Below are 18,915 nucleotides of genomic sequence, written 5' to 3' on the forward strand. Positions count from 1 at the left end.
AGAACCGGCGTATGCGCGGCCGTAACAATAACGGCAACAACAACGGCAATCGCAAATCTCCAAATCCGCTGCAACGTAGCTACGAATCCAACGGTCCGGACGTAAAGGTCCGGGGCACGGCGCAGAATGTCGCCGAGAAATATCTGCAGCTTGCGCGCGACGCCCAGTCTTCTGGGGATACGGTCGCGGCCGAGAGCTATTTCCAGTATGCCGAGCATTATTATCGCATCCTGCTAGCGGCGCAGGAGCAGATGGCCCAGCAGTTCGGCCATTCCTTCCCGCCGAACCGCGCTTTCGTCGAGGATGCGGATGAGGGTGACGAGGAGGGCGACGAGGAGGCCATGTCCTTCCAGCCCGGCACCGGGCCGCAGCCCGAGATTCGTGGGCAGAACGGCTATGTCGGCCCCAACGGCTACAACGGCCATGGCGGCCAGCGGGCTGAGGGCGAGGGCGGCGAGGGCCAGCAGCAAGGCGGCCAGCGCTTCGATCGCCAGAATCGCCGCGAGCGTTTCAACAACGACCGCCGCTTCGACCGCCAGGACCGCGGCGAGCGCCGTTTCGATCGGAATGCGGAAGGCGATCAGGGCGCTCCGGGCGGCTACGCACCGCGTCCCGACGCGCCGCGTTCCGATATCCCGGTCGCCGGCGAGGGCTCGGCCGAGGTTGCTTCCGAGCAGGCTCAGGGCGAGCGCCGCTTCGAGCGGGCCGAGCGTCCCCAGCGCGAGCGTCGTCCGCGCCGCGAGCGCGAGATCGAGGCGGATGCGGGCGAGGATGTCGCCGCGGCCCTGCCGTCCTTCCTGACCAACCCCGTGCGCGTCTCGGCGCCGGAGCCCGTCGAGGCAGCCCCGGCCGAGCCGGTGGCGGCTCCGGTTGAGGCGGCTGCGGAAGTCGCTGCGGAGGCGGCGCCTAAGCGCACCCGCCGTCGCCGCTCGCCGCGCGAGGTCATGGACGCGTTGGGTTCTGAGACGGATGGTTCCGCCGAGTGAGTGGCGGAGCTTGCTGACAGCTTTGAAAAAGGGCCCGCAAGGGCCCTTTTTTATTGGTCTGCGCTCTCAGGCGATGCCGAGTTCGACCGTCGCTTCCGCCGGCGTCAGCACGTCGCCTGCCTGTAGGCTCCCGCCGGCGACGATGCGGCAATAGATGCCGCAATCGACATGGCCGTAGTTCTGCATCAGCGCCTTCGGGATCTGCATGTCGCGCGCGCCGGTCTCCGGGTCGACATTGGTCGCCGCGCAGCGCTCGATCCGCTTGATCACATGCAGCCGCAGGCCATCCGGCCCGTCGAGATCGCGGCCAACCAACTCGTTCTCTGCCCAGGGCTCGAGACCGCTCACCATCAGATTGCCGCGGAAGCGCAACGGATCGACTGGCCGCCCGAGGCGTCTTTCGAGATCGGCAACGCTGGCGAGATTGATGATCGAGACGAAGCCGGAACGGGAATCGGTGAAGCGATAGGTCGAGGGCGCCGTCAGCAGTTTCGGTTCGCCGCGCAGCTCGTCGGGCATGAAGCCCTCGAAGAAGCGCGTGATCCCTGCCCTGCCGTCATCACTGGCGGTCGCTGCACGCAGCACTTCCCGGCCTCCCTCGTGGATGACGAGATCTCCGCTCGCATCGTCATAGCGGCTGCGCAGCCGGGCCAGCGACTCGTTGCGCATCAGCATCAGGTATTTGATCTTCGGCTGATGCACCGGTTCGGCCGGGTCGAAGCCGGAAAGGCCGTTCTCGATGGCGAACAACCGGTCGCCGGGAAAATAGCCTTCGGTGGGCAGGTCGGCGCGCTGAAGCGGCTCCGGCGAGAGGCCTTTCACAGGGTAGCGATAGAGCGTTTCGATGCGCATGGTCCGACCTGAGCAGGCAAAAGATGGCGGACCATAGCCTTGCCACGCCGTCCTGACAGATCAAATCTTGTATCCGTTTCGATCAATCCGCCGGCATGGGAACCGGTTTTGGGCATAGCCGACGCTGCATTAGTCGTCTTCGCCGTCGCTGACCGAGCGTTGGCAGCCCCAGCCGGCGAGCACGGCGTCGGTCTCATCGGCGACGAAGAAGCGGGCGGCGTCGCGGTCATAGCCTTCGGACAGCAGGCGTTCGTAGTCGGTATGGACGTGGCGGACATGGCTGCCGAGCGCGAGCCAGAGCGCGGTCGAAGGCGGCAGGTCCTTCATGTGCCGCCGCTCGGCCAGTGTGACTACAGCCTCAGCGTCGGAGAGCGGGATGCCAGGCGCAATCGCCCTCAACGCCCGACGAATCGCCTGCTGTCGCTTGGTCCCGGCCATGCCCGATCTGTGCCTGGCGCTTGCGTCAGGTCAATTGTGGCTCGCCACCTCTTCCGTTGCGCCAATGTCACACTATGTTGGAGAGCGAGGGGCGGCTTATTGTGGCGCCCCATCTTGATGAAAGGGCAGCGGAGCACGTCGCCACGGGGCGCGTTCCGCGGGCGGAGTGATGTGAATGAACATTGAAAAATATACGGATCGTGCGAAGGGCTTTCTTCAGGCGGCGCAGACGATCGCGTTGCGGGAGGGGCACCAGCAGTTCACGCCCGAGCATTTGCTGAAGGCGTTGCTTGATGACAACGAAGGCATGGCGGCGGGCCTGATCGATCGGGCCGGCGGCCAGTCGCGCGTCGCGTTGCAGCTTGTCGATCAGGCGCTGGCGAAGCTGCCGAAGGTCTCGGGCGGCTCGGGCGGCCTCAACCTGACGCCGGGCTTGGCCCGCGTCTTCGACACCGCCGAGAAAGCGGCCGAGAAGGCCGGCGATAGCTTCGTCACGGTTGAGCGGCTTTTGCTCGCTCTCGCGATCGAGAAGGACACCGAGGCCGGCAAGGCCCTGTCCAAGGCCGGCGTGACGCCGCAGGCGCTGAACGCCGCCGTCGAGGCGATCCGCAAGGGCCGCACCGCCGATTCCGCGTCCGCCGAGCAGGCCTATGACGCGCTGAAGAAATATGCCCGCGACCTGACCGCTGCGGCGCGTGAGGGCAAACTCGATCCGGTGATCGGCCGTGACGAGGAAATCCGCCGCACCATCCAGGTGCTGTCGCGTCGGACCAAGAACAACCCCGTCCTGATCGGCGAACCCGGTGTCGGCAAGACCGCCATCGCCGAGGGCCTTGCCCTGCGCATCGTCAATGGCGACGTGCCCGAGAGCCTCAAGGACAAGGAACTGCTCGCCCTCGACATGGGCTCGCTGATCGCCGGCGCGAAGTATCGCGGCGAGTTCGAGGAGCGGCTGAAGGCTGTGCTGACCGAGGTTTCGTCCTCGGATGGCGGCGTCATCCTGTTTATCGACGAGATGCACACCCTCGTCGGCGCCGGTAAAACCGACGGCGCGATGGATGCGTCCAACCTGCTGAAGCCGGCGCTCGCCCGCGGCGAACTGCACTGCATCGGCGCGACCACGCTCGACGAGTATCGCAAATATGTCGAGAAGGACGCCGCTTTGGCGCGGCGCTTCCAGCCCGTCTTCGTCGACGAGCCGACGGTCGAGGATACCATCTCGATCTTGCGCGGCCTGAAGGAGAAATACGAGCAGCACCACCGCGTCCGCATCAGCGACTCGGCGCTGGTCTCGGCCGCGACGCTCTCGAACCGCTACATCACCGACCGCTTCCTGCCCGACAAGGCGATCGACCTCGTCGACGAAGCCTCGGCGCGGCTGCGTATGCAGGTCGACTCGAAGCCCGAGGAGCTGGATTCGATCGACCGCGAGATCGTGCGGCTCAAGATCGAGCAGGAGGCGCTCAAGAAGGAGAACGATGCCGGTTCGAAGGAGCGGCTGAAGCGGCTCGAATCCGAACTGGCCGATCTGGAGGCGCGCTCCGACGCGATCACCACCAAGTGGAAGGCCGAGAAGGACAAGCTCGGGCAGGCGGCTGAGATCAAGACCAAGCTCGACAACGCCCGCAACGAGCTCGCCCAGGCCCAGCGCAAGGGCGAATACCAGCGGGCGGGCGAGCTTGCCTATGGCGAGATCCCGCAGCTCGAGAAGCGGCTGGCCGAGATCGAGGAGAAGGGCGAGAGCACCGGCATGGTCGAAGAAGCCGTGACGCCGGACCATGTCGCGCAGGTCGTCAGCCGCTGGACCGGCGTGCCGGTCGACCGGATGCTCGAAGGCGAGAAGGAGAAGCTGCTGCGCATGGAGGAGGTTTTGGGCGCCCGCGTCGTCGGCCAGCGCGAGGCGGTGGAAGCGGTCTCGACCGCGGTCCGTCGCGCCCGCGCCGGCTTGCAGGATCCGAACCGCCCCATCGGCTCCTTCATGTTCCTCGGCCCCACGGGCGTCGGCAAGACCGAGCTTACCAAGGCGCTGGCCGCGTTCCTGTTCGACGACGACAGCGCGCTCGTCCGGATCGACATGTCCGAATACATGGAGAAGCATTCGGTTGCTCGTCTCATCGGCGCGCCTCCCGGCTATGTCGGCTATGAGGAGGGTGGGGCGCTGACGGAAGCCGTGCGGCGCCGGCCCTATCAGGTCGTGCTCTTCGACGAAGTCGAAAAGGCGCATCCGGATGTCTTCAACGTGATGGCCCGCCTCGCGAAGCTGCTCACCGACCGCAAGATCACGCTCGAGCTGTCCAAGGAGGCGCGCGAGTGGCTGGCGGACAAGGGCTACGACCCCGCTTATGGCGCGCGCCCGCTCAAGCGCGTGATCCAGAAGTTCGTGCAGGACCCTCTTGCCGAGGCCATCCTTGCCGGCGAGATCGTCGACGGCGAGACGGTGCCTGTCACCGTCGGGCCGGGCTCGCTGATGCTCGGCGAGGTCGCGGCCGTGAAGGAGAAGCGGCCTGCGGGCGTCGCGCTGAACTGAGCCGGCGCGCGAAGCCTTCTCCCCTTGGGGGAGGAGGTGTCTGCGGAGCAGACGGATGAGGGAAGGGCCGCGCAAGCGGCCCTTTTCCTGTTTTGAAGAGATTCATCCCTCATCCGTCATGGCTTCGCCATGCCACCTTCTCCCCCGAGGGGAGAAGGATTTATCCCCGCTTCAGCAGGAACACCGCCTGCGCGCCGAACAGGTTCCAGAACCACCAGGGCGCGTTGACGCCGACTTTACCGCCGGCGGCGTCGAGCGCGACGGCGCGTTCCTTCTTGGCGCCGATCACTTCGCAGAGCGCGACGAAGTCCCGGATCGTGCAGAAATGGATGTTGGGCGTGTCCCACCATGAATAGGGCAGGGCGTCTGTCACCGGCATCCGCCCCTGGAAGAACACCTGGCCACGCATGCGCCAATGTCCGAAATTCGGGAAGGAGACGATGGCGTGCCGGCCGATGCGCAGCATCTGCTCCAGCACGAGCCGCGGATTGCGCGTCGCCTGGATCGTCTGGGAGAGGATGACGTAGTCGAAGCTGTCGTCAGGATAGTCGGCGAGGTCGGTGTCGGCGTCGCCCTGGATCACCGACAACCCTCGTGCCACGCAATCGGCCACGCCCTCGCGGGAGAGTTCGATGCCGCGCGCATCGACTCTCCGGGTTTCGGCGAGCAGCGCCAGCAGCGCGCCGTCGCCGCAGCCGACATCGAGCACGCGCGTGCCCGGCTGCACCATCTCGGCAACAAGCTTCAGGTCGATGCGGCTGGTCTGGTTGTCGGGGAGGGTCATGGCGGTCAGCTCGTCATGCTCAGGCTCGCCCCTCGTCATTCCGGGGCTTCGCGTAGCGAAGAACCCGGAACCCACGGCTGGGCTCGGTCTTATGCAGCTGCAACGGGATAGGGCTCACCCGGTCGTGGGTTCCGGATTCGGCCTTCGGGGCCGCCCCGGAATGACAGAGGGCGGCACTCATCACAGGCCCCGTGCCCGGGCGGCCGCACCGATGAAGCCGCGCGTCGTGGCGAAGAGATTAGGCTCTTCCAAAAGGAAGGCGTCGTGCCCCTTGTCGCTTTCCAGCTCGACGAAGGAAACCGAGGCACCGGACGCATTCAGCGCGTGCACGATGGCCCGGGAATCAGCCGTCGGGAACAGCCAGTCCGAGGTGAAGGAGGCCACGCAAAAGCGCGTCTTGGTGCCGGTGAACGCGCGCGCCAGCACCCCGTCATGGTCGGCGGCGAGGTCGAAGTAGTCCATCGCGCGCGTAACGTAGAGATAGGAATTGGCGTCGAAGCGCTCGACGAAGCTCAAGCCCTGATGGCGCAGATAGCTTTCGACCTGAAAATCCGCGTCGAAGGAGAAGGTCGGCGCCTCCCGGTCCTGCAGCTTGCGGCCGAATTTGCGGTGCAGCGCCTGCTCGGAGAGATAGGTGATATGCGCGCCCATGCGGGCCACAGAGAGGCCCTTTGACGGCCGCGTGCCCTCTTCGAGATAGCGGCCCTGCCGCCAGTCGGGGTCGGCCATCACCGCCTGCCGGCCGACTTCGTGGAACGCGATGTTCTGGGCCGAGTGCTTGGCGCCGGTCGCAAGGGGCAGCGCCGAGAACACGCGGTTCGGATAGCTTGCCGCCCATTGCAGCACCTGCATGCCGCCCATCGAACCGCCCGCGACGCAGAACAGCGTGTCGATGCCGAGAGAGTCGACCAGGGCGGCTTGCGCCCGCACCATGTCGCGGATGGTGACGACCGGGAAGGACAGGCCCCAGGGCTTGCCCGTCGCCGGATTGGTCGAGGCCGGACCGGTGGTGCCGGTGCAGCCGCCGATCACATTGGCTGAGATCACGAAGAAGCGGTCGGTATCAACAGGCTTGCCCGGCCCGATCATCGCGGTCCACCAGCCGCCCTTTCCGGTGATCGGATTGCGGCTCGCCACATATTGGTCGCCGGTCAGGGCATGGCAGACCAGGATCGCGTTCGACCGAGACGCATTCAACTCACCATAGGTCTGATAGGCGATCTGCCAGTGATCGAGCACCACGCCGCAATCCATCAGCAGTGGCGTGTCGGGCCCGAAGCGCGCGACCGGGCTCGAAGGCTCGTTCGCCTCCTTCAGCGGGTCGGCCAGGCTGGGGGAAAGATCGCTCATGTCGTCCGTTTCGGCAGAATGATTTGTCTTGCCGGTCCAAGTGTTCGGAAAATCGAACCCTAGCGATGCCGTGCCCTGACGCGTCTGTCAACGCGGGACTGCGCAGCCGGCTTTGCCAAGGCGTGGCGGGAGCGCTAAGGAGCGTGGCAACTCCTAAAGCCCTCATCCTGAGGAGCCGCGGAACGCGGCGTCTCGAAGGATGATCCAGCGGGTTCCGGCACCTCCTGGAGCATCCTTCGCGACGCAGCCTTGCGGCTGCTCCTCAGGTGAGGGTTCACAGGTCCTCGTCGAGAAGCGCACCCTGCTGCCATGACCGAAGCCGCCCCCACGACCCTCGCCGATCTGCGCTCCGAGATCGATCGCATCGACAGCGAGATGCATGCGCTGCTGATGGAGCGCTCGCAGATCATCGAGACGCTGATCTCGGTCAAGAAGACGCAGGCCTCCGGCTCCGCCTTCCGTCCCGGCCGCGAGGCCGACATGATGAAGCGCCTCGCGCTGCGCCATAAGGGGCTTTTGCCGCTCGATACGGTCGAGAGCATCTGGCGCATCATCATCGCGACCTTCACCTATGTGCAGGCGAACTACTCGGTCCACGCCGATGTCTCCGGCGGCGACCCGGCAATGCGTGATTCCGCCCGCTTCCATTTCGGCTTCACCGTGCCTTTCGTCCCGCATGAGGATGCGCGCGCGGTCATTCACGCCGTCGCCGAGTCGGCCGGCGATCTCGGCATCTTCCGCATGGATCAGGGCGCCAGCGCCGGCATCTGGTGGCGCGACCTGATCGGGGTGGACAAGCCCAAGATCATTGCGCGCCTGCCCTTCATCGAGCGGCCGGATCATCCCGCCGGCACGCCGGTCTACTGCATCGCCAAGCCGCTGACCGACGCCGCCGTGCGCGAGATCGTGCTCTATGCCGCCCGCGTCGAGCGCTGGTCCGAGAACCTGCGTCACGGCCTCGCTGAGCATCTGGCCGAGGTCTCGGCCTCCGCCGCCGACGGCTCGCATCTGTCGCTGCTGGTCGCCGCTTCCGGCGAGGTCGATCAGTCCGTGATCCGCGAAGCCCTCGTGCCCGCAGGCCTCAGCGATTTCTCAGAGGTCGGCAGCCACGCCGCCCGTTTCGCCGTCAAATCATCAGCCCGCTGATCGGGCGCGCTCTGTTTCCCGTTGCAAGGTCAATCACCATGGCGACCCGTCCCACTCCGCGTCCCGGCGTCCTCGACATCGAGGCCTATGTCCCCGGAAAATCCGCAGCGCCCGCCGGTGTGAAGCTGCATAAGCTGTCCTCCAACGAGACCCCGCTCGGCCCGAGCCCCAAGGCGATCGCAGCCTTCGAGGGCCTCGCCGCCAAGCTGGAACTCTATCCCGACGGCACGTCGAGCAAGCTCAAGCAGGCGATCGCCGGCCGCTATGGCCTCGATCCCGCGCGCATCATCTGTGGCAACGGCTCGGATGAACTGCTCGAACTCGTCACCAAGGCCTATCTCGGGGCGGGCGACGAGGGCATCTACAGCCAGTACGGCTTCCTCGTCTATCGCATCGCCATCCTCGCCGCCGGTGGCAAGCCGGTCATCGTGCCCGAGAAGAACTATACGGCCGATGTCGATGGCATTCTCGCCGCGGTGACACCGAAGACCAAGATCGTCTTCCTCGCCAATCCCAACAACCCGACCGGCACCTATCTGCCCTTCGACGAGGTTAAGCGCCTGCAGGCCGGCCTGCCGCCGCATGTCCTGCTCGTGCTCGACGCGGCCTATGCCGAATATGTCCGCCGCAACGACTACGCTTCCGGCATCGAGCTCGTCGCCGAGAGCGAGAATGTCGTGATGACCCGCACCTTCTCGAAGATCTATGGCCTCGCCAATCTGCGCATCGGCTGGATCTATGCGCCGGCTCATATCATCGATGCGCTCGAACGTATTCGCGGCCCCTTCAACGTCAATGGCGCCGCGATCGAGGCGGGCGCCGCCGCCGTCGCCGACGAGGCTCATGTCGCTGCCGCGCTCGAGCACAACGAGAAATGGCTGGCCTGGACGACGGCGGAGGTCGAGAAGCTCGGCCTCACCGTCACGCCTTCGGTCGGCAATTTCATTCTCATCCACTTCCCGAAGACGCCAGGCAAGACCGCGAAGGAGGCCGACGCCTTCCTGACCCAACGTGGCCTCATCCTGCGTGCGGTCGGCGGCTATGGCCTGCCGGACGCGCTGCGCATGACCATCGGTTCCGAGGAGGCGAACCGTCTCGTCGTCGCCGCGCTCGCCGACTTCGTCGCGGCCAAGGCGTGACGCAGATGGCGGAAAGCTTCGCCCCGCGTCGGTCCGAGCCGATCTTCGCCCGCCTCGCCATCATCGGCATCGGGCTGATCGGCTCTTCCATCGCGCGGGCGGCGAAGGAGCTGAACCTCGCCGGCACCATCGTACTGTCGGATCGCGACGAAGCAGTTCGACAGCGGGCGCGCGAACTCGATCTCGGCCATGCCGTCGTCGAGACGGCGGCCGAAGCGGCTGCTGACGCCGATCACATCATCCTCTGCGTGCCTGTCGGTGCCTGTGGGGAGGTCGCGGCGGAAATCGCGGCCGTGCTGAAGCCGGGTGCGATCCTGTCGGATGTCGGCTCGGTCAAGGGCTCGGTGGTCGATGCCGTCCTCCCGCATCTGCCGGAGGGCGTCTCTTTCGTGCCGGCCCATCCGGTCGCGGGCACCGAGAATTCCGGCCCCGATGCGGGCTTCCCCAGCCTCTTCCTCAACCGCTGGTGCATCCTGACCCCCCCCGAGGGCACCGATCCGAGCGCGACCGCCAAGACCCGCCAGCTCTGGGAGGGCATGGGCGCGCTGGTCGAGGTGATGAGCGCGCAGCACCATGACCTGGTGCTGGCCGTGACCAGCCATCTGCCGCATCTCATCGCCTACAACATCGTCGGCACGGCCGAGGATCTGGAGGCGGTGACGCAGTCCGAAGTGATCAAGTTCTCTGCCGGCGGCTTCCGCGATTTTACCCGCATCGCTGCTTCCGACCCGACGATGTGGCGCGACGTCTTCCTGCATAACAAGGAGGCGGTGCTGGAGATGCTCGGCCGCTTCAACGAGGACCTCGCTCTGCTCACCCGCGCGATCCGCTATGGCGACGGCGAGACCTTGCACAAGCACTTCACCCGCACCCGCGCGATCCGCCGCGGCATCGTCGCGCTCGGTCAGGAGAAGCCGGAGACGGAGAAGCTGCGCAAGGATTGACGTCTGCCGCACGATGCCGTGTGGAGGCACTGTGCATGACGTCGAGATTGGCTTGCCAAGGCCGGCGCCTGCTGGTACAGCGCCACCCATTGCCGCTTTAGCTCAGCTGGTAGAGCACCTCATTCGTAATGAGGGGGTCGGGGGTTCGAATCCCTCAAGCGGCACCACTTTCATATCCGCTGGCGCTCGCCGGCATTCAGAAACCGGCCACAGCGGCCGGTTTTTTCGTATCTGGCGGTCGCCCGCTTATCACGCTGCGCCGCTGCTCATTGTCTTGCCGCGCGGGCCCGGATCGCGGCCTCGTCGGCGGCCTGCTGGCGCCTGAAGGCGGCAATGTTCTCCTGACCCGCACGCATGTTTTCGGCTGCGCGCCCGTCCTGCATCATGTCGTGGCCCTCCTGCAACACATCCATGGTGCAGCCGGCAGTGCGATTGCAGGCCCTCGCCGGCAGGGAACCGACGGTCAGGTAAATCGCCGCGCCAGCCGCCGCTATTCCGGCAAGGATGAGGATTTTTCTATCCATGTGGCGGGCTCCACGCCGAGGCATTGAACACGGCAAAGGCAAGTCCAATCCGCCGGTGCTCGCGCACGACTTAAACGCGTGCCGCGGCTTCTCGTCACGCGCGCTGAAAACATCGATTGGCCTAACGAATACTCCGATCTTGAGAAGTCGGAACCTGTCCCCAAGGACAATACGCCGCCCTCTCTCATTGTGCTGAATTTGGCGGCCGGCTGGCGCCTCACGGATCGTGCAACCTGAGGGAAGGATTCACGATGGCCTCTCCAGTTCAGGAACCGCACACCATCGACCACTTCTTCTCGGCTCCCTCGGGCCGCGCCGACCGCTGGCGGGATCTCCATTCCGCCGCGCGCTCCTGGTCGACAGGTGGCAAAAGCCGCCGGGCGGTTGAGGTTGCGCTGAATGAGCTCGGCGTCATCGAGGAGTTTCATGCATTCCCGGGAGCGGAGCTGCTCGCCGCGCTGCGGGGCCTCCTGCAGAATGACGACGCCACTGGTTTCCTGTCGCTGGCCAAGCGCATTTCGCTGGCCATCATCACGAGCAACTACAAGCATGATCCGAAGGAATGGCAGTCGGCCGACCTGTCGCTGGCGGAGCCGGTGGATGTCATCCCGTCATCGCTCGGAGACAGCGCGGCGCAACGTCCCTATTTCGAGATGTTGATGGTGACGCCCGCCCCTGCGGGGCGCTGGCCGCATATCGCCGCGGAGTTTCGCCGCTTGAGACGTCCCGAGGATGCGTTCGTCTACGAAGTGGTGCTGGTCGGCAGCCTTGAAGACGCGATCTGTGCGGCCGTGCTGAACACGAATATCGCCGCGGTGGCCATCTATGAAGGCTTCGCATTCAGGTCCCGGCACGACGCCCCGATCCTGCGCAGCGTGCTCGCTGCCCAGCAGCCCCTGCTCGGTAATACGGAGGAGGCTGATATGGCCTTGCGCCTCGCCGCCGGGCTGAAGGCGATCCGGCCCGAGCTCGACATCTACCTGCTCTCCGATCGGCGCGTCGAGAAGCTGGCGGGCGATCCGCGTGCCGCGATGATCCGGCGCGTGATGTATCAGGTCGAGGAACCGCTGGAGCTGCATTTGTCGGTGCTGGAGGGCATCAAGGCGCGCTACGACACGCCGTTCTTCGACAATCTCAAGCTCTATGCGCAGAGGCCGATCGCCACCTTCCATGCCCTTCCCATCGCGCGCGGCAAGTCGGTGTTCCGCTCGCCCTGGATCCGCGACATGGGCCAGTTCTACGGCATCAATCTCTTCCTGGCGGAGAGCAGTGCCACCACGGGCGGCCTGGACAGCCTGCTGGAGCCTACCGGCAACATCAAGCGCGCCCAGGACATGGCGGCGCGCGCCTTCGGTGCCGACCACGTCTTCTTCGTCACCAACGGCACCAGCACGTCGAACAAGATGGTTCTGCAGGCGCTGATCGCGCCCGGCGACATCGTCATCCTCGATCGGAACTGCCACAAGTCGCACCATTACGGCCTGGTGCTGAACGGCGCGCAGCCCTTCTATGTCGAGGCCTTCCCGATGGCGGAATACTCGATGTACGGGGCAGTGCCGCTACGCACCATCAAGAAGGCCCTGCTCGACCTGAAGGCGGAGGGGCGCCTGGATCGCGTCAAGATGGTCGACCTGACCAACTGCACCTTCGACGGCCATATCTACAACACCCGGCGCGTGATGGAGGAATGCCTCGCCATCAAGCCGGACCTGATCTTCCTCTGGGACGAGGCCTGGTTCGGCTTCGCGCGCTGGTCGCCCTTCCTCAGGCCGCGAACGGCGATGGGGGCGGCGGCCGACATCGAGGCCTGGATGGAGGACCCCGAGGCCGTCGACCGCTATGAGCGGCAGCGCAAGGAACTCGGCGCGGCACCGTCCGTGGAAACCCTGCTGGACACGCACCTCATTCCCGATCCGCGCGCCATACGGCTGCGTGTCTACCAGACCAATTCGACCCATAAATCCATGTCGGCGATCCGGCAGGGATCGATGGTGCTGGTCAAGGACGTCGACTTCCACAAGATCGAGGCGCAGTTTCACGAGGCGGTCTTCACCCATGCCTCGACCAGCCCGAACCAGCAATTGATCGCCAGTCTCGATGTCGCCCGCCGGCAGATGGAGCTCGAGGGTTACGGGCTGGTGATGAACGCCATCGAGGTGGCGCTCGACATCAGGCGGGAGATCGCCATCCACCCATTGATCTCCAAATATTTCAAGGTCGTCGGCGTCGATGGGATGGTGCCCGCCCAATACCGCACCAGCGGCTTCGTCGATTTCCTCGCTCCCGAGACGCGCTGGGACGATCAGTTGCGCAGCATGCGCGAGGATGAATTCTGCCTCGACCCGACGCGCATGACCCTGGTTTGCGGCACGGCGGGCTTCGATGGCACGTCGTTCAAGGGCTTGCTGGCTTCCGAGTACAACATTCAGGTCAACAAGACCTCGCGCAACTCGGTGCTCCTCCAGTCCAATATCAACAATACACGCAGCGACGTCGCACTGCTGATCAGCGTCCTGCTCAAGATCTGCAACGAGATCGAGACGCGCCTGCGTCAGGGCGGCGAAGGCGAACAACGCGCCTTCGAAGCCCGTGTGCGCAGCCTGATGAAGGATTTGCCCGAGCTCCCCGACTTCAGCCGCTTCCATGAAGCCTTTCGCGGCGATGCCGGCAAGAATACGCCGGAAGGCGATATCCGCACGGCGTTCTTCTGCGCCTATGCTGAGGACAAATGCGAGTATCTGCCGATCGACAGCCCCGAATGCGATCGTCGCATCGACAAGGGCCCGGCGCTGATCTCGGCCAATTTCGTCATCCCCTACCCACCCGGCTTCCCGATCCTGGTGCCGGGCCAGGTTGTTACGCATGAAACGATCACCTTCATGCGCAAGCTCGATGTGAAGGAGATCCACGGATACGAGAAAGCAAAGGGTCTCAAATTGCTGAGACCGGACGCGCTTTCCGCCAAGCAGGATGTGAATTCCGAGAAGGGAAACAAGAAGGCGCGGGCGGCCTGACGGACGGCCGCGCCTGAACGCCAGCAATTGGGGGAGTGAAATGTTCGACTGGTTCGCTGCCACCCTGAGAAGCTACCCGGAGATCTCGCTCTTCCTGTCGCTGGCGATCGGATACTATGTCGGCGGCTTCGCCTATAAGGGCTTCAGCCTCGGCGCGGTGACCTCGACCTTGATCGCCGCGGTGATCATTGGACAGCTTGGCATCACGATCTCGCCCAATGTGAAATCGACGTTCTTCCTGATGTTCCTGTTCGCCGTCGGCTACGGCGTCGGGCCGCAGTTCGTTCGCGGCATTGCCAAGGACGGCGCGCCGCAGGCGATCTTTGCGGTCGTCGTCACCGTCTTCTGCCTCGCAGCTCCCGTCGCGATCGCGAAGATCGCAGGTTATCATCCGGGCTACGCCGCTGGCCTTTATGCCGGTTCTCAGACGATCTCGGCCTCGATGGGTCTGGCGACCGACGCCATCAATCGACTCGGGCTGTCACCGGAGCAGACCAAGGAATATCTCGATGCGATGCCGGTCGCCTATGCGGTGACCTACATCTTCGGCACCGTAGGTTCGGCCGTCATTCTCGCCCAGCTCGGTCCCAAGCTGCTCGGTATCGATATCGCCAGGGCCTGCAAGGACTACGAGGCCCGGCTTGGCGGCGGCAAGGAGATCGGCGGCCCGGGCTCGGTCTGGCGGCGCTTCGAGCTACGGGCTTTTCGCCTGCGCGAGGGCGCCAGGGTCGCCGGCATGCGCGCGGCGGAAGCCGAGGCGCTCGTGCCGGACGCACGTGTCTTCGTCGAACGCATCCGACGCAACGGCGTCATCGAGGACGCGACCGCAGACACGATCCTGCGGGAGGGCGACGTCATCGCTGTCGCCGGCCCGCGCGAGACGCTGGTCAACCTGATCGGCCAGAATGCCGAAGAGGTCGAGGACCCCGAACTGCTCGATCTGAAGGCCGAAGGCGTCGATATCTACGTCACCAGCAAGGAGGCCGACGGCAAGACGTTGACCGAGCTCTCCCGGATGCCGACCGCGCGCGGCGTCTTCCTCCGCAAGATCGTCCGCGGGGCGACCGCCGTCAGCATCCCGATCCTGCCGGAAACCCCGATCCATCGCGGCGACATTCTGACCGTGGTCGGCCGCACCCAGGACATCGCCGCGGTCGCCAAGACCCTGGGCCATGCCGACCGGCCGAGCGACATCGCCGACGTCGCCTTTATTTGTGGTGCGATCGTATTGGGCGCGCTCATCGGAGCCCTGGTGTTCAAGGTCGGAGGCGTCCCGCTGACGCTGTCGACCGCCGGCGGCGCGCTGATCTCCGGCCTCGTCTTCGGCTGGCTGCGTTCGGTGCACCCGACTTTCGGCCGGATCCCGAGTTCGACCGTCTGGTTCATGAATTCGGTCGGCCTCAACATGTTCATCGCCGTCGTCGGCATCTCGGCAGGGCCGGGCTTCGTCAAAGGCCTGCAGACGCAGGGCGTCGGCCTCTTTCTCTGGGGCGCATTGGCGACTGCCATCCCGCTGATCCTGGCGATGTTCGCCGGCAAATACGTCTTCCGGTTCGATCCGGCGATCCTGCTTGGCGCCTGCGCTGGCGCCCGCACCACGACGGCCGCTCTCGGAATGATCTGCGAGACCGCAGGCAGCCAGGTTCCGGCGCTCGGCTACACCGTCACCTATGCGGTCGGGAACACGCTTCTGACGATCTGGGGCATGGTGATCATCATTCTGATGACTTGACCAAACGAGACGAAACCATCCGATTTCAGGCTCATATCAGGGGTTTGCCATGGATCCTGTCACTCTGCGGAGCTTCGAGAAACTCAGCCCCTTCGAGATCAAGGACGAGCTCATCCGCCTTGCCAAGCTGACGTCGCAGAATTCGTCCATCGCGATGCTCAACGCCGGCCGCGGCAACCCGAACTGGGTGGCGATGACGCCGCGCGAGGGCTTCTTCCTGCTCGGGCAATTCGCGATCACCGAGAGCCGGCGCGTGATGAACAAGCCCGCCGGCATCGGCGGCATGCCCAAGGCGGACGGCATAGCGGCGCGCCTCGAGGACTGGTTGACTACCCATAAGGATTCCCCCGGCGCCAGCTTTCTTCGCGAGATGGTCGCCTTCGCCGTCAAGAAATTCGATTTCAAGCCCGATGCGTTCGTTCACGAACTCGTCGACTCGATCATAGGCGACAACTACCCGGTGCCGGACCGCATGCTCGTCCACAACGAGCGCATCGTGCACGAATATCTGATGTGGGCGATGTGCGGCGAGCCGCGCCCTTCCGGCCAGTTCGATCTCTATGCCGTCGAGGGCGGCACGGCGGCGATGTGCTACATCTTCAAGTCGCTCAAGGCCAATAGGCTGCTGAACCCCGGGGATACGATCGCGCTGGCAACGCCGATCTTCACCCCCTACCTCGAAATGCCGCATCTCGAGGATTACGGCCTCGATGTCGTCACCGTGGCGGCGCCGCAGGAGAACCGTTTCCAGTTCACCGACGAGGAGCTGAAGAAGCTCGAGGACCCGAAGGTCAAGGCCTTCTTCGTGGTCAATCCCGGCAATCCCTCCGCTGTCGCGCTGAGCGAGGAGACGATCGCCAAGATCGTCAAGCTCGTCACCACGAAGCGCCCCGATTTGCTGCTCCTGACCGACGATGTCTATGGAACCTTCGTGAAAGGCTTCCGCGGCCTGCTCGGTGCTCTCCCGCGCAATACGATCGGCGTCTATTCCTACTCCAAATATTTCGGCTGCACCGGCTGGCGGCTCGGCGTCATCGCCATCCACCGCGACAATATCTTCGACAAGGCGATCGCGAACCATCCCGAGAAGACCCTGACGGTGCTCGACAAGCGCTACGGGCCGCTGACGCTGAAGCCGCGGGAGATGAGGCTGATCGACCGCATCGTCGCCGACAGCCGCGACATCGCGCTCAATCACACCGCCGGTCTCTCGCTTCCGCAGCAGGTGATGATGTCGCTGTTCTCGCTGTCCGAGATGATGGACGAGGCCAAGCTCTATCAGAAGACCTGCATGGACATCGTCAGGTCTCGTGCCGACAGGATGATCGAGGGGTTGGGCATCGAGGTGCCCGACAATCCGCTTCACGACCGCTATTACGGGCTGGTCGATTTCGAGTTCTGGGCCAACAAATATGTCGGCCCCGAGGTCGTGGCCTATATGAAGCAGCACATCCACCCGCTCGACATCGTGTTCAGGCTGGCCGAGGACCACGGCATCGTGCTGCTCAATGGGGGCGGCTTCCACGCGCCGGACTGGTCTGTGCGCGTCTCCTTCGCCAATCTCGACGACGAGGTCTACGGCCAGATCGGCCGCGCGACGCGTGCGGTGGCGCGCGGATATCGGCAGGCCTTCGAAGCTTACAATCTCGCGCTCAAGGAGAAGGCCTGACCGTGCTGCGGCGCGGGCTTGAATGCCGATCGGCGCCATCGAGTCGCTCCGCTGAATGCGAGAGCGCATCTGCGGGGAGGCGAGCATGAGTTTCGTCGTCGATGCGTTACGCGGCAATCCCGAGCTCGCGATCTTCCTGACCATCGCACTCGGCTTCCTGATCGGCCGGTTCAAGTTCGGCAGCTTCAGTCTCGGAACGGTCGTCGGCTGCCTGTTGGCCGGCGTCCTGATCGGCCAGCTCGACGTCAAAGTGCCCACGGCCGTGAAAGCGGTGTTCTTCGACCTGTTCCTGTTCACCACCGGCTACAAGGTCGGCCCTCAGTTCTTTCGCGCCCTGAAGCGCGATGCGGTCCCGCAGGTCGCGCTGACGGTCCTGCTTTGCGTGGCCTGTCTTCTCACGGCTTTGGTGTTCGCAAAGCTCCTCGGCTACGACATCGGCACAGCCGCCGGCCTGCTCGCCGGCGCCTTTTCGGAATCGACCGTGATCGGGACCGCGGGTGAGGCGATCCAGCGGCTCGACCTTCCCCAGTCCGAACGGACTGCGCTGATCAACAACATCCCCGTTGCCTATGCCGTCACTTATCTCGTCGGCACCGCATCCCTGGTCTGGTTCCTGCCGAAGATCGGTCCAAAGCTGATGGGCATCGATCTCAAGGCAGCCGCCGCAGAGATGGCTTCGCAATCATCCGGGCCCGTTGCCGAGGTCGAAGGCGTGGTCTCGGCGGCGCGTCTGTTCGACGTAAGGACATATCGCGTTACGAACGAGCAGTTCATCGGCAAGACGGTGGCTGAAATCGAGGCGCGTCCTCGCGCTGTTCGCGCCTATCTGCTGCGCGTTCGTTCGGCGGGTTCGATACGGGAGCCCGAAGCCAGTCTCGTGATCCGCGCGGGAGACGTCGTCGCGGTTATGGCGCGGCAGGAAGTCCACGCTCAGCATGGCGATCTGATCGGCCCGGAAGTCAGCGATCCCGGTCTCCTCGACATCCCCATCGAGTCGCTCGACGTGGTGCTGACCAACCGCTCCCTTGATGGGCGAACCTTGGCGGAGCTTGCCGGCGAGGAGTTCGCCCGCGGCGTCTTCCTCACGCGGATGATGCGCTCTGGCCTCGCCATGCCGATCAAGCCGGAAAGCCAGGTCAATCGCGGCGATGTCCTCTCTCTGACAGGACCCGTGAACGCCGTGGAGCGAGCGGCGGAGAAGCTCGGCTACCCCGACAGGCGAACATCGGCGACCGACATGGTATTCGTCGGCCTCGGCATATTCCTGGGCGGGCTGGTCGGGCTTTTGAGCGTCGTCATCGGCGGCATCCCGCTGACGCTGACCGCCAGCGGCGGTGCGCTCATCATGGGGCTCGCCTTCGGCTGGCTGCGGTCGGTCTATCCCTTCTTCGGCCGCATCCCCGAACCGGCGATCTGGATCTTCGATACGCTCGGCCTATGCGTGTTCATCGGCATCGTCGGCCTCGGCGCGGGGCCGAGCTTCATCTCCGGGCTGAAGACGACCGGGCTCAGCCTGGTCGCTGTCGGCCTGGTCTCGGCCTTGCTCCCGCATACGCTGGGCATCCTCTTCGGCCGATATGTCCTGAAGATGGACCCCCTGATCGTGCTCGGCGCCTGCGCCGGCGCAGGTACGATTACGGCCGCCCTCAGGGCGATCCAGGACGAAGCCAAGAGCAGCGTCCCCGCTTTGGGCTATACGGTGCCCTATGCGATCGGCAACATTCTCCTCACCGCGTGGGGGCCGATCCTGGTCGCGCTGATGGCCAGGTAACCCGCTCCGCGTCGGCCCGCTGTGGAAACCCCGGTGCCA

Annotated in this window: 14 protein-coding genes and 1 tRNA gene; 10 read left to right on the forward strand and 5 right to left on the reverse strand. The window is 65.0% G+C overall.

The genetic code is table 11. The features are described 5' to 3' along the window. Positions 1 to 11 precede the first annotated feature (11 nt). Entirely contained in the window at positions 12 to 986 is a 975-nt protein-coding gene (locus AC1DEZ_RS24340; protein WP_476780906.1) for a DUF4167 domain-containing protein, read from the forward strand. Between the two features lie 66 nt (positions 987 to 1,052). Here AC1DEZ_RS24340 and AC1DEZ_RS24345 read toward each other — a convergent pair whose 3' ends face one another. Both AC1DEZ_RS24345 and AC1DEZ_RS24350 read right to left on the reverse strand, forming a co-directional pair. Further along, positions 1,053 to 1,838, reverse strand: coding sequence for an MOSC domain-containing protein (locus tag AC1DEZ_RS24345; RefSeq protein WP_476780907.1), 786 nt, complete (start codon positions 1,836 to 1,838; stop codon positions 1,053 to 1,055). Positions 1,839 to 1,967: 129 nt separating this feature from the next. Next, entirely contained in the window at positions 1,968 to 2,276 is a 309-nt protein-coding gene (locus AC1DEZ_RS24350) for a DUF2293 domain-containing protein (protein WP_441510760.1), read from the reverse strand. A gap of 175 nt (positions 2,277 to 2,451) precedes the next feature. Between AC1DEZ_RS24350 and AC1DEZ_RS24355 the strand changes: the two genes are divergently transcribed. Then, a complete protein-coding gene (locus AC1DEZ_RS24355; RefSeq protein WP_476780908.1) occupies positions 2,452 to 4,803 on the forward strand; it encodes an AAA family ATPase in 2,352 nt (783 codons plus the stop codon). A gap of 160 nt (positions 4,804 to 4,963) precedes the next feature. Here AC1DEZ_RS24355 and metW read toward each other — a convergent pair whose 3' ends face one another. Both metW and metX read right to left on the reverse strand, forming a co-directional pair. After that, the gene (metW, locus tag AC1DEZ_RS24360) at positions 4,964 to 5,587 is read right to left on the reverse strand and encodes a methionine biosynthesis protein MetW (protein WP_441511183.1); all 624 of its coding nucleotides are present in this window, start codon (positions 5,585 to 5,587) and stop codon (positions 4,964 to 4,966) included. A 180-nt stretch (positions 5,588 to 5,767) separates the two neighbouring features. After that, complete coding sequence (gene metX / locus AC1DEZ_RS24365; protein WP_441510762.1) at positions 5,768 to 6,937, reverse strand: homoserine O-acetyltransferase MetX; 1,170 nt, start codon at positions 6,935 to 6,937, stop codon at positions 5,768 to 5,770. Positions 6,938 to 7,246: 309 nt separating this feature from the next. On the opposite strand from metX, the gene AC1DEZ_RS24370 reads away from it, so the two are divergent. The 4 genes from AC1DEZ_RS24370 to AC1DEZ_RS24385 all read left to right on the forward strand — a co-directional run bounded on the left by AC1DEZ_RS24370 (position 7,247) and on the right by AC1DEZ_RS24385 (position 10,333). Continuing rightward, on the forward strand, positions 7,247 to 8,083 hold the full coding sequence (locus AC1DEZ_RS24370) for a chorismate mutase (RefSeq protein ID WP_441510763.1): 837 nt from the start codon (positions 7,247 to 7,249) through the stop codon (positions 8,081 to 8,083). 32 nt (positions 8,084 to 8,115) lie between these two features. Then, positions 8,116 to 9,222: a histidinol-phosphate transaminase gene (gene hisC / locus AC1DEZ_RS24375; RefSeq protein WP_441511184.1), complete on the forward strand. Its 1,107-nt coding sequence runs from the start codon at positions 8,116 to 8,118 to the stop codon at positions 9,220 to 9,222. A 5-nt stretch (positions 9,223 to 9,227) separates the two neighbouring features. Beyond that, complete coding sequence (locus AC1DEZ_RS24380) at positions 9,228 to 10,166, forward strand: prephenate/arogenate dehydrogenase family protein (protein ID WP_441510764.1); 939 nt, start codon at positions 9,228 to 9,230, stop codon at positions 10,164 to 10,166. Positions 10,167 to 10,257: 91 nt separating this feature from the next. Then, a tRNA-Thr gene (locus AC1DEZ_RS24385) sits at positions 10,258 to 10,333 on the forward strand. Positions 10,334 to 10,432: 99 nt separating this feature from the next. Here the strand turns inward: AC1DEZ_RS24385 and AC1DEZ_RS24390 are convergent. Continuing rightward, entirely contained in the window at positions 10,433 to 10,690 is a 258-nt protein-coding gene (locus AC1DEZ_RS24390) for a hypothetical protein (RefSeq protein WP_441510765.1), read from the reverse strand. 251 nt (positions 10,691 to 10,941) lie between these two features. On the opposite strand from AC1DEZ_RS24390, the gene AC1DEZ_RS24395 reads away from it, so the two are divergent. The 4 genes from AC1DEZ_RS24395 (at position 10,942) to aspT (AC1DEZ_RS24410) (ending at position 18,876) form a co-directional block, all read left to right on the forward strand. Continuing rightward, a complete protein-coding gene (locus AC1DEZ_RS24395; RefSeq protein WP_441510766.1) occupies positions 10,942 to 13,704 on the forward strand; it encodes a decarboxylase in 2,763 nt (920 codons plus the stop codon). A 40-nt stretch (positions 13,705 to 13,744) separates the two neighbouring features. Beyond that, a complete protein-coding gene (aspT, locus tag AC1DEZ_RS24400) occupies positions 13,745 to 15,436 on the forward strand; it encodes an aspartate-alanine antiporter (protein ID WP_441510767.1) in 1,692 nt (563 codons plus the stop codon). A 49-nt stretch (positions 15,437 to 15,485) separates the two neighbouring features. Further along, a complete protein-coding gene (locus tag AC1DEZ_RS24405) occupies positions 15,486 to 17,105 on the forward strand; it encodes a bifunctional aspartate transaminase/aspartate 4-decarboxylase (protein WP_441510768.1) in 1,620 nt (539 codons plus the stop codon). 85 nt (positions 17,106 to 17,190) lie between these two features. Beyond that, positions 17,191 to 18,876, forward strand: coding sequence for an aspartate-alanine antiporter (aspT, locus tag AC1DEZ_RS24410; protein ID WP_441510769.1), 1,686 nt, complete (start codon positions 17,191 to 17,193; stop codon positions 18,874 to 18,876). Positions 18,877 to 18,915: the final 39 nt, after the last annotated feature.

The sequence above is a fragment of the Allobosea sp. 10L422 genome (genome assembly GCF_056395345.1).

Excerpts from the sequence above, each read along its gene's own strand:
- AC1DEZ_RS24390 (WP_441510765.1), bottom strand. The coding sequence starts at position 10,690 with ATGGATAGAAAAATCCTCATCCTTGCCGGAATAGCGGCGGCTGGCGCG.
- AC1DEZ_RS24370 (WP_441510763.1), top strand. The coding sequence starts at position 7,247 with ATGACCGAAGCCGCCCCCACGACCCTCGCCGATCTGCGCTCCGAGATC.
- metW (WP_441511183.1), bottom strand. The coding sequence starts at position 5,587 with ATGACCCTCCCCGACAACCAGACCAGCCGCATCGACCTGAAGCTTGTT.
- AC1DEZ_RS24340 (WP_476780906.1), top strand. The coding sequence starts at position 12 with ATGCGCGGCCGTAACAATAACGGCAACAACAACGGCAATCGCAAATCT.
- AC1DEZ_RS24380 (WP_441510764.1), top strand. The coding sequence starts at position 9,228 with ATGGCGGAAAGCTTCGCCCCGCGTCGGTCCGAGCCGATCTTCGCCCGC.
- metX (WP_441510762.1), bottom strand. The coding sequence starts at position 6,937 with ATGAGCGATCTTTCCCCCAGCCTGGCCGACCCGCTGAAGGAGGCGAAC.
- AC1DEZ_RS24405 (WP_441510768.1), top strand. The coding sequence starts at position 15,486 with ATGGATCCTGTCACTCTGCGGAGCTTCGAGAAACTCAGCCCCTTCGAG.
- AC1DEZ_RS24345 (WP_476780907.1), bottom strand. The coding sequence starts at position 1,838 with ATGCGCATCGAAACGCTCTATCGCTACCCTGTGAAAGGCCTCTCGCCG.
- aspT (WP_441510767.1), top strand. The coding sequence starts at position 13,745 with ATGTTCGACTGGTTCGCTGCCACCCTGAGAAGCTACCCGGAGATCTCG.
- aspT (WP_441510769.1), top strand. The coding sequence starts at position 17,191 with ATGAGTTTCGTCGTCGATGCGTTACGCGGCAATCCCGAGCTCGCGATC.
- AC1DEZ_RS24355 (WP_476780908.1), top strand. The coding sequence starts at position 2,452 with ATGAACATTGAAAAATATACGGATCGTGCGAAGGGCTTTCTTCAGGCG.
- AC1DEZ_RS24350 (WP_441510760.1), bottom strand. The coding sequence starts at position 2,276 with ATGGCCGGGACCAAGCGACAGCAGGCGATTCGTCGGGCGTTGAGGGCG.
- AC1DEZ_RS24395 (WP_441510766.1), top strand. The coding sequence starts at position 10,942 with ATGGCCTCTCCAGTTCAGGAACCGCACACCATCGACCACTTCTTCTCG.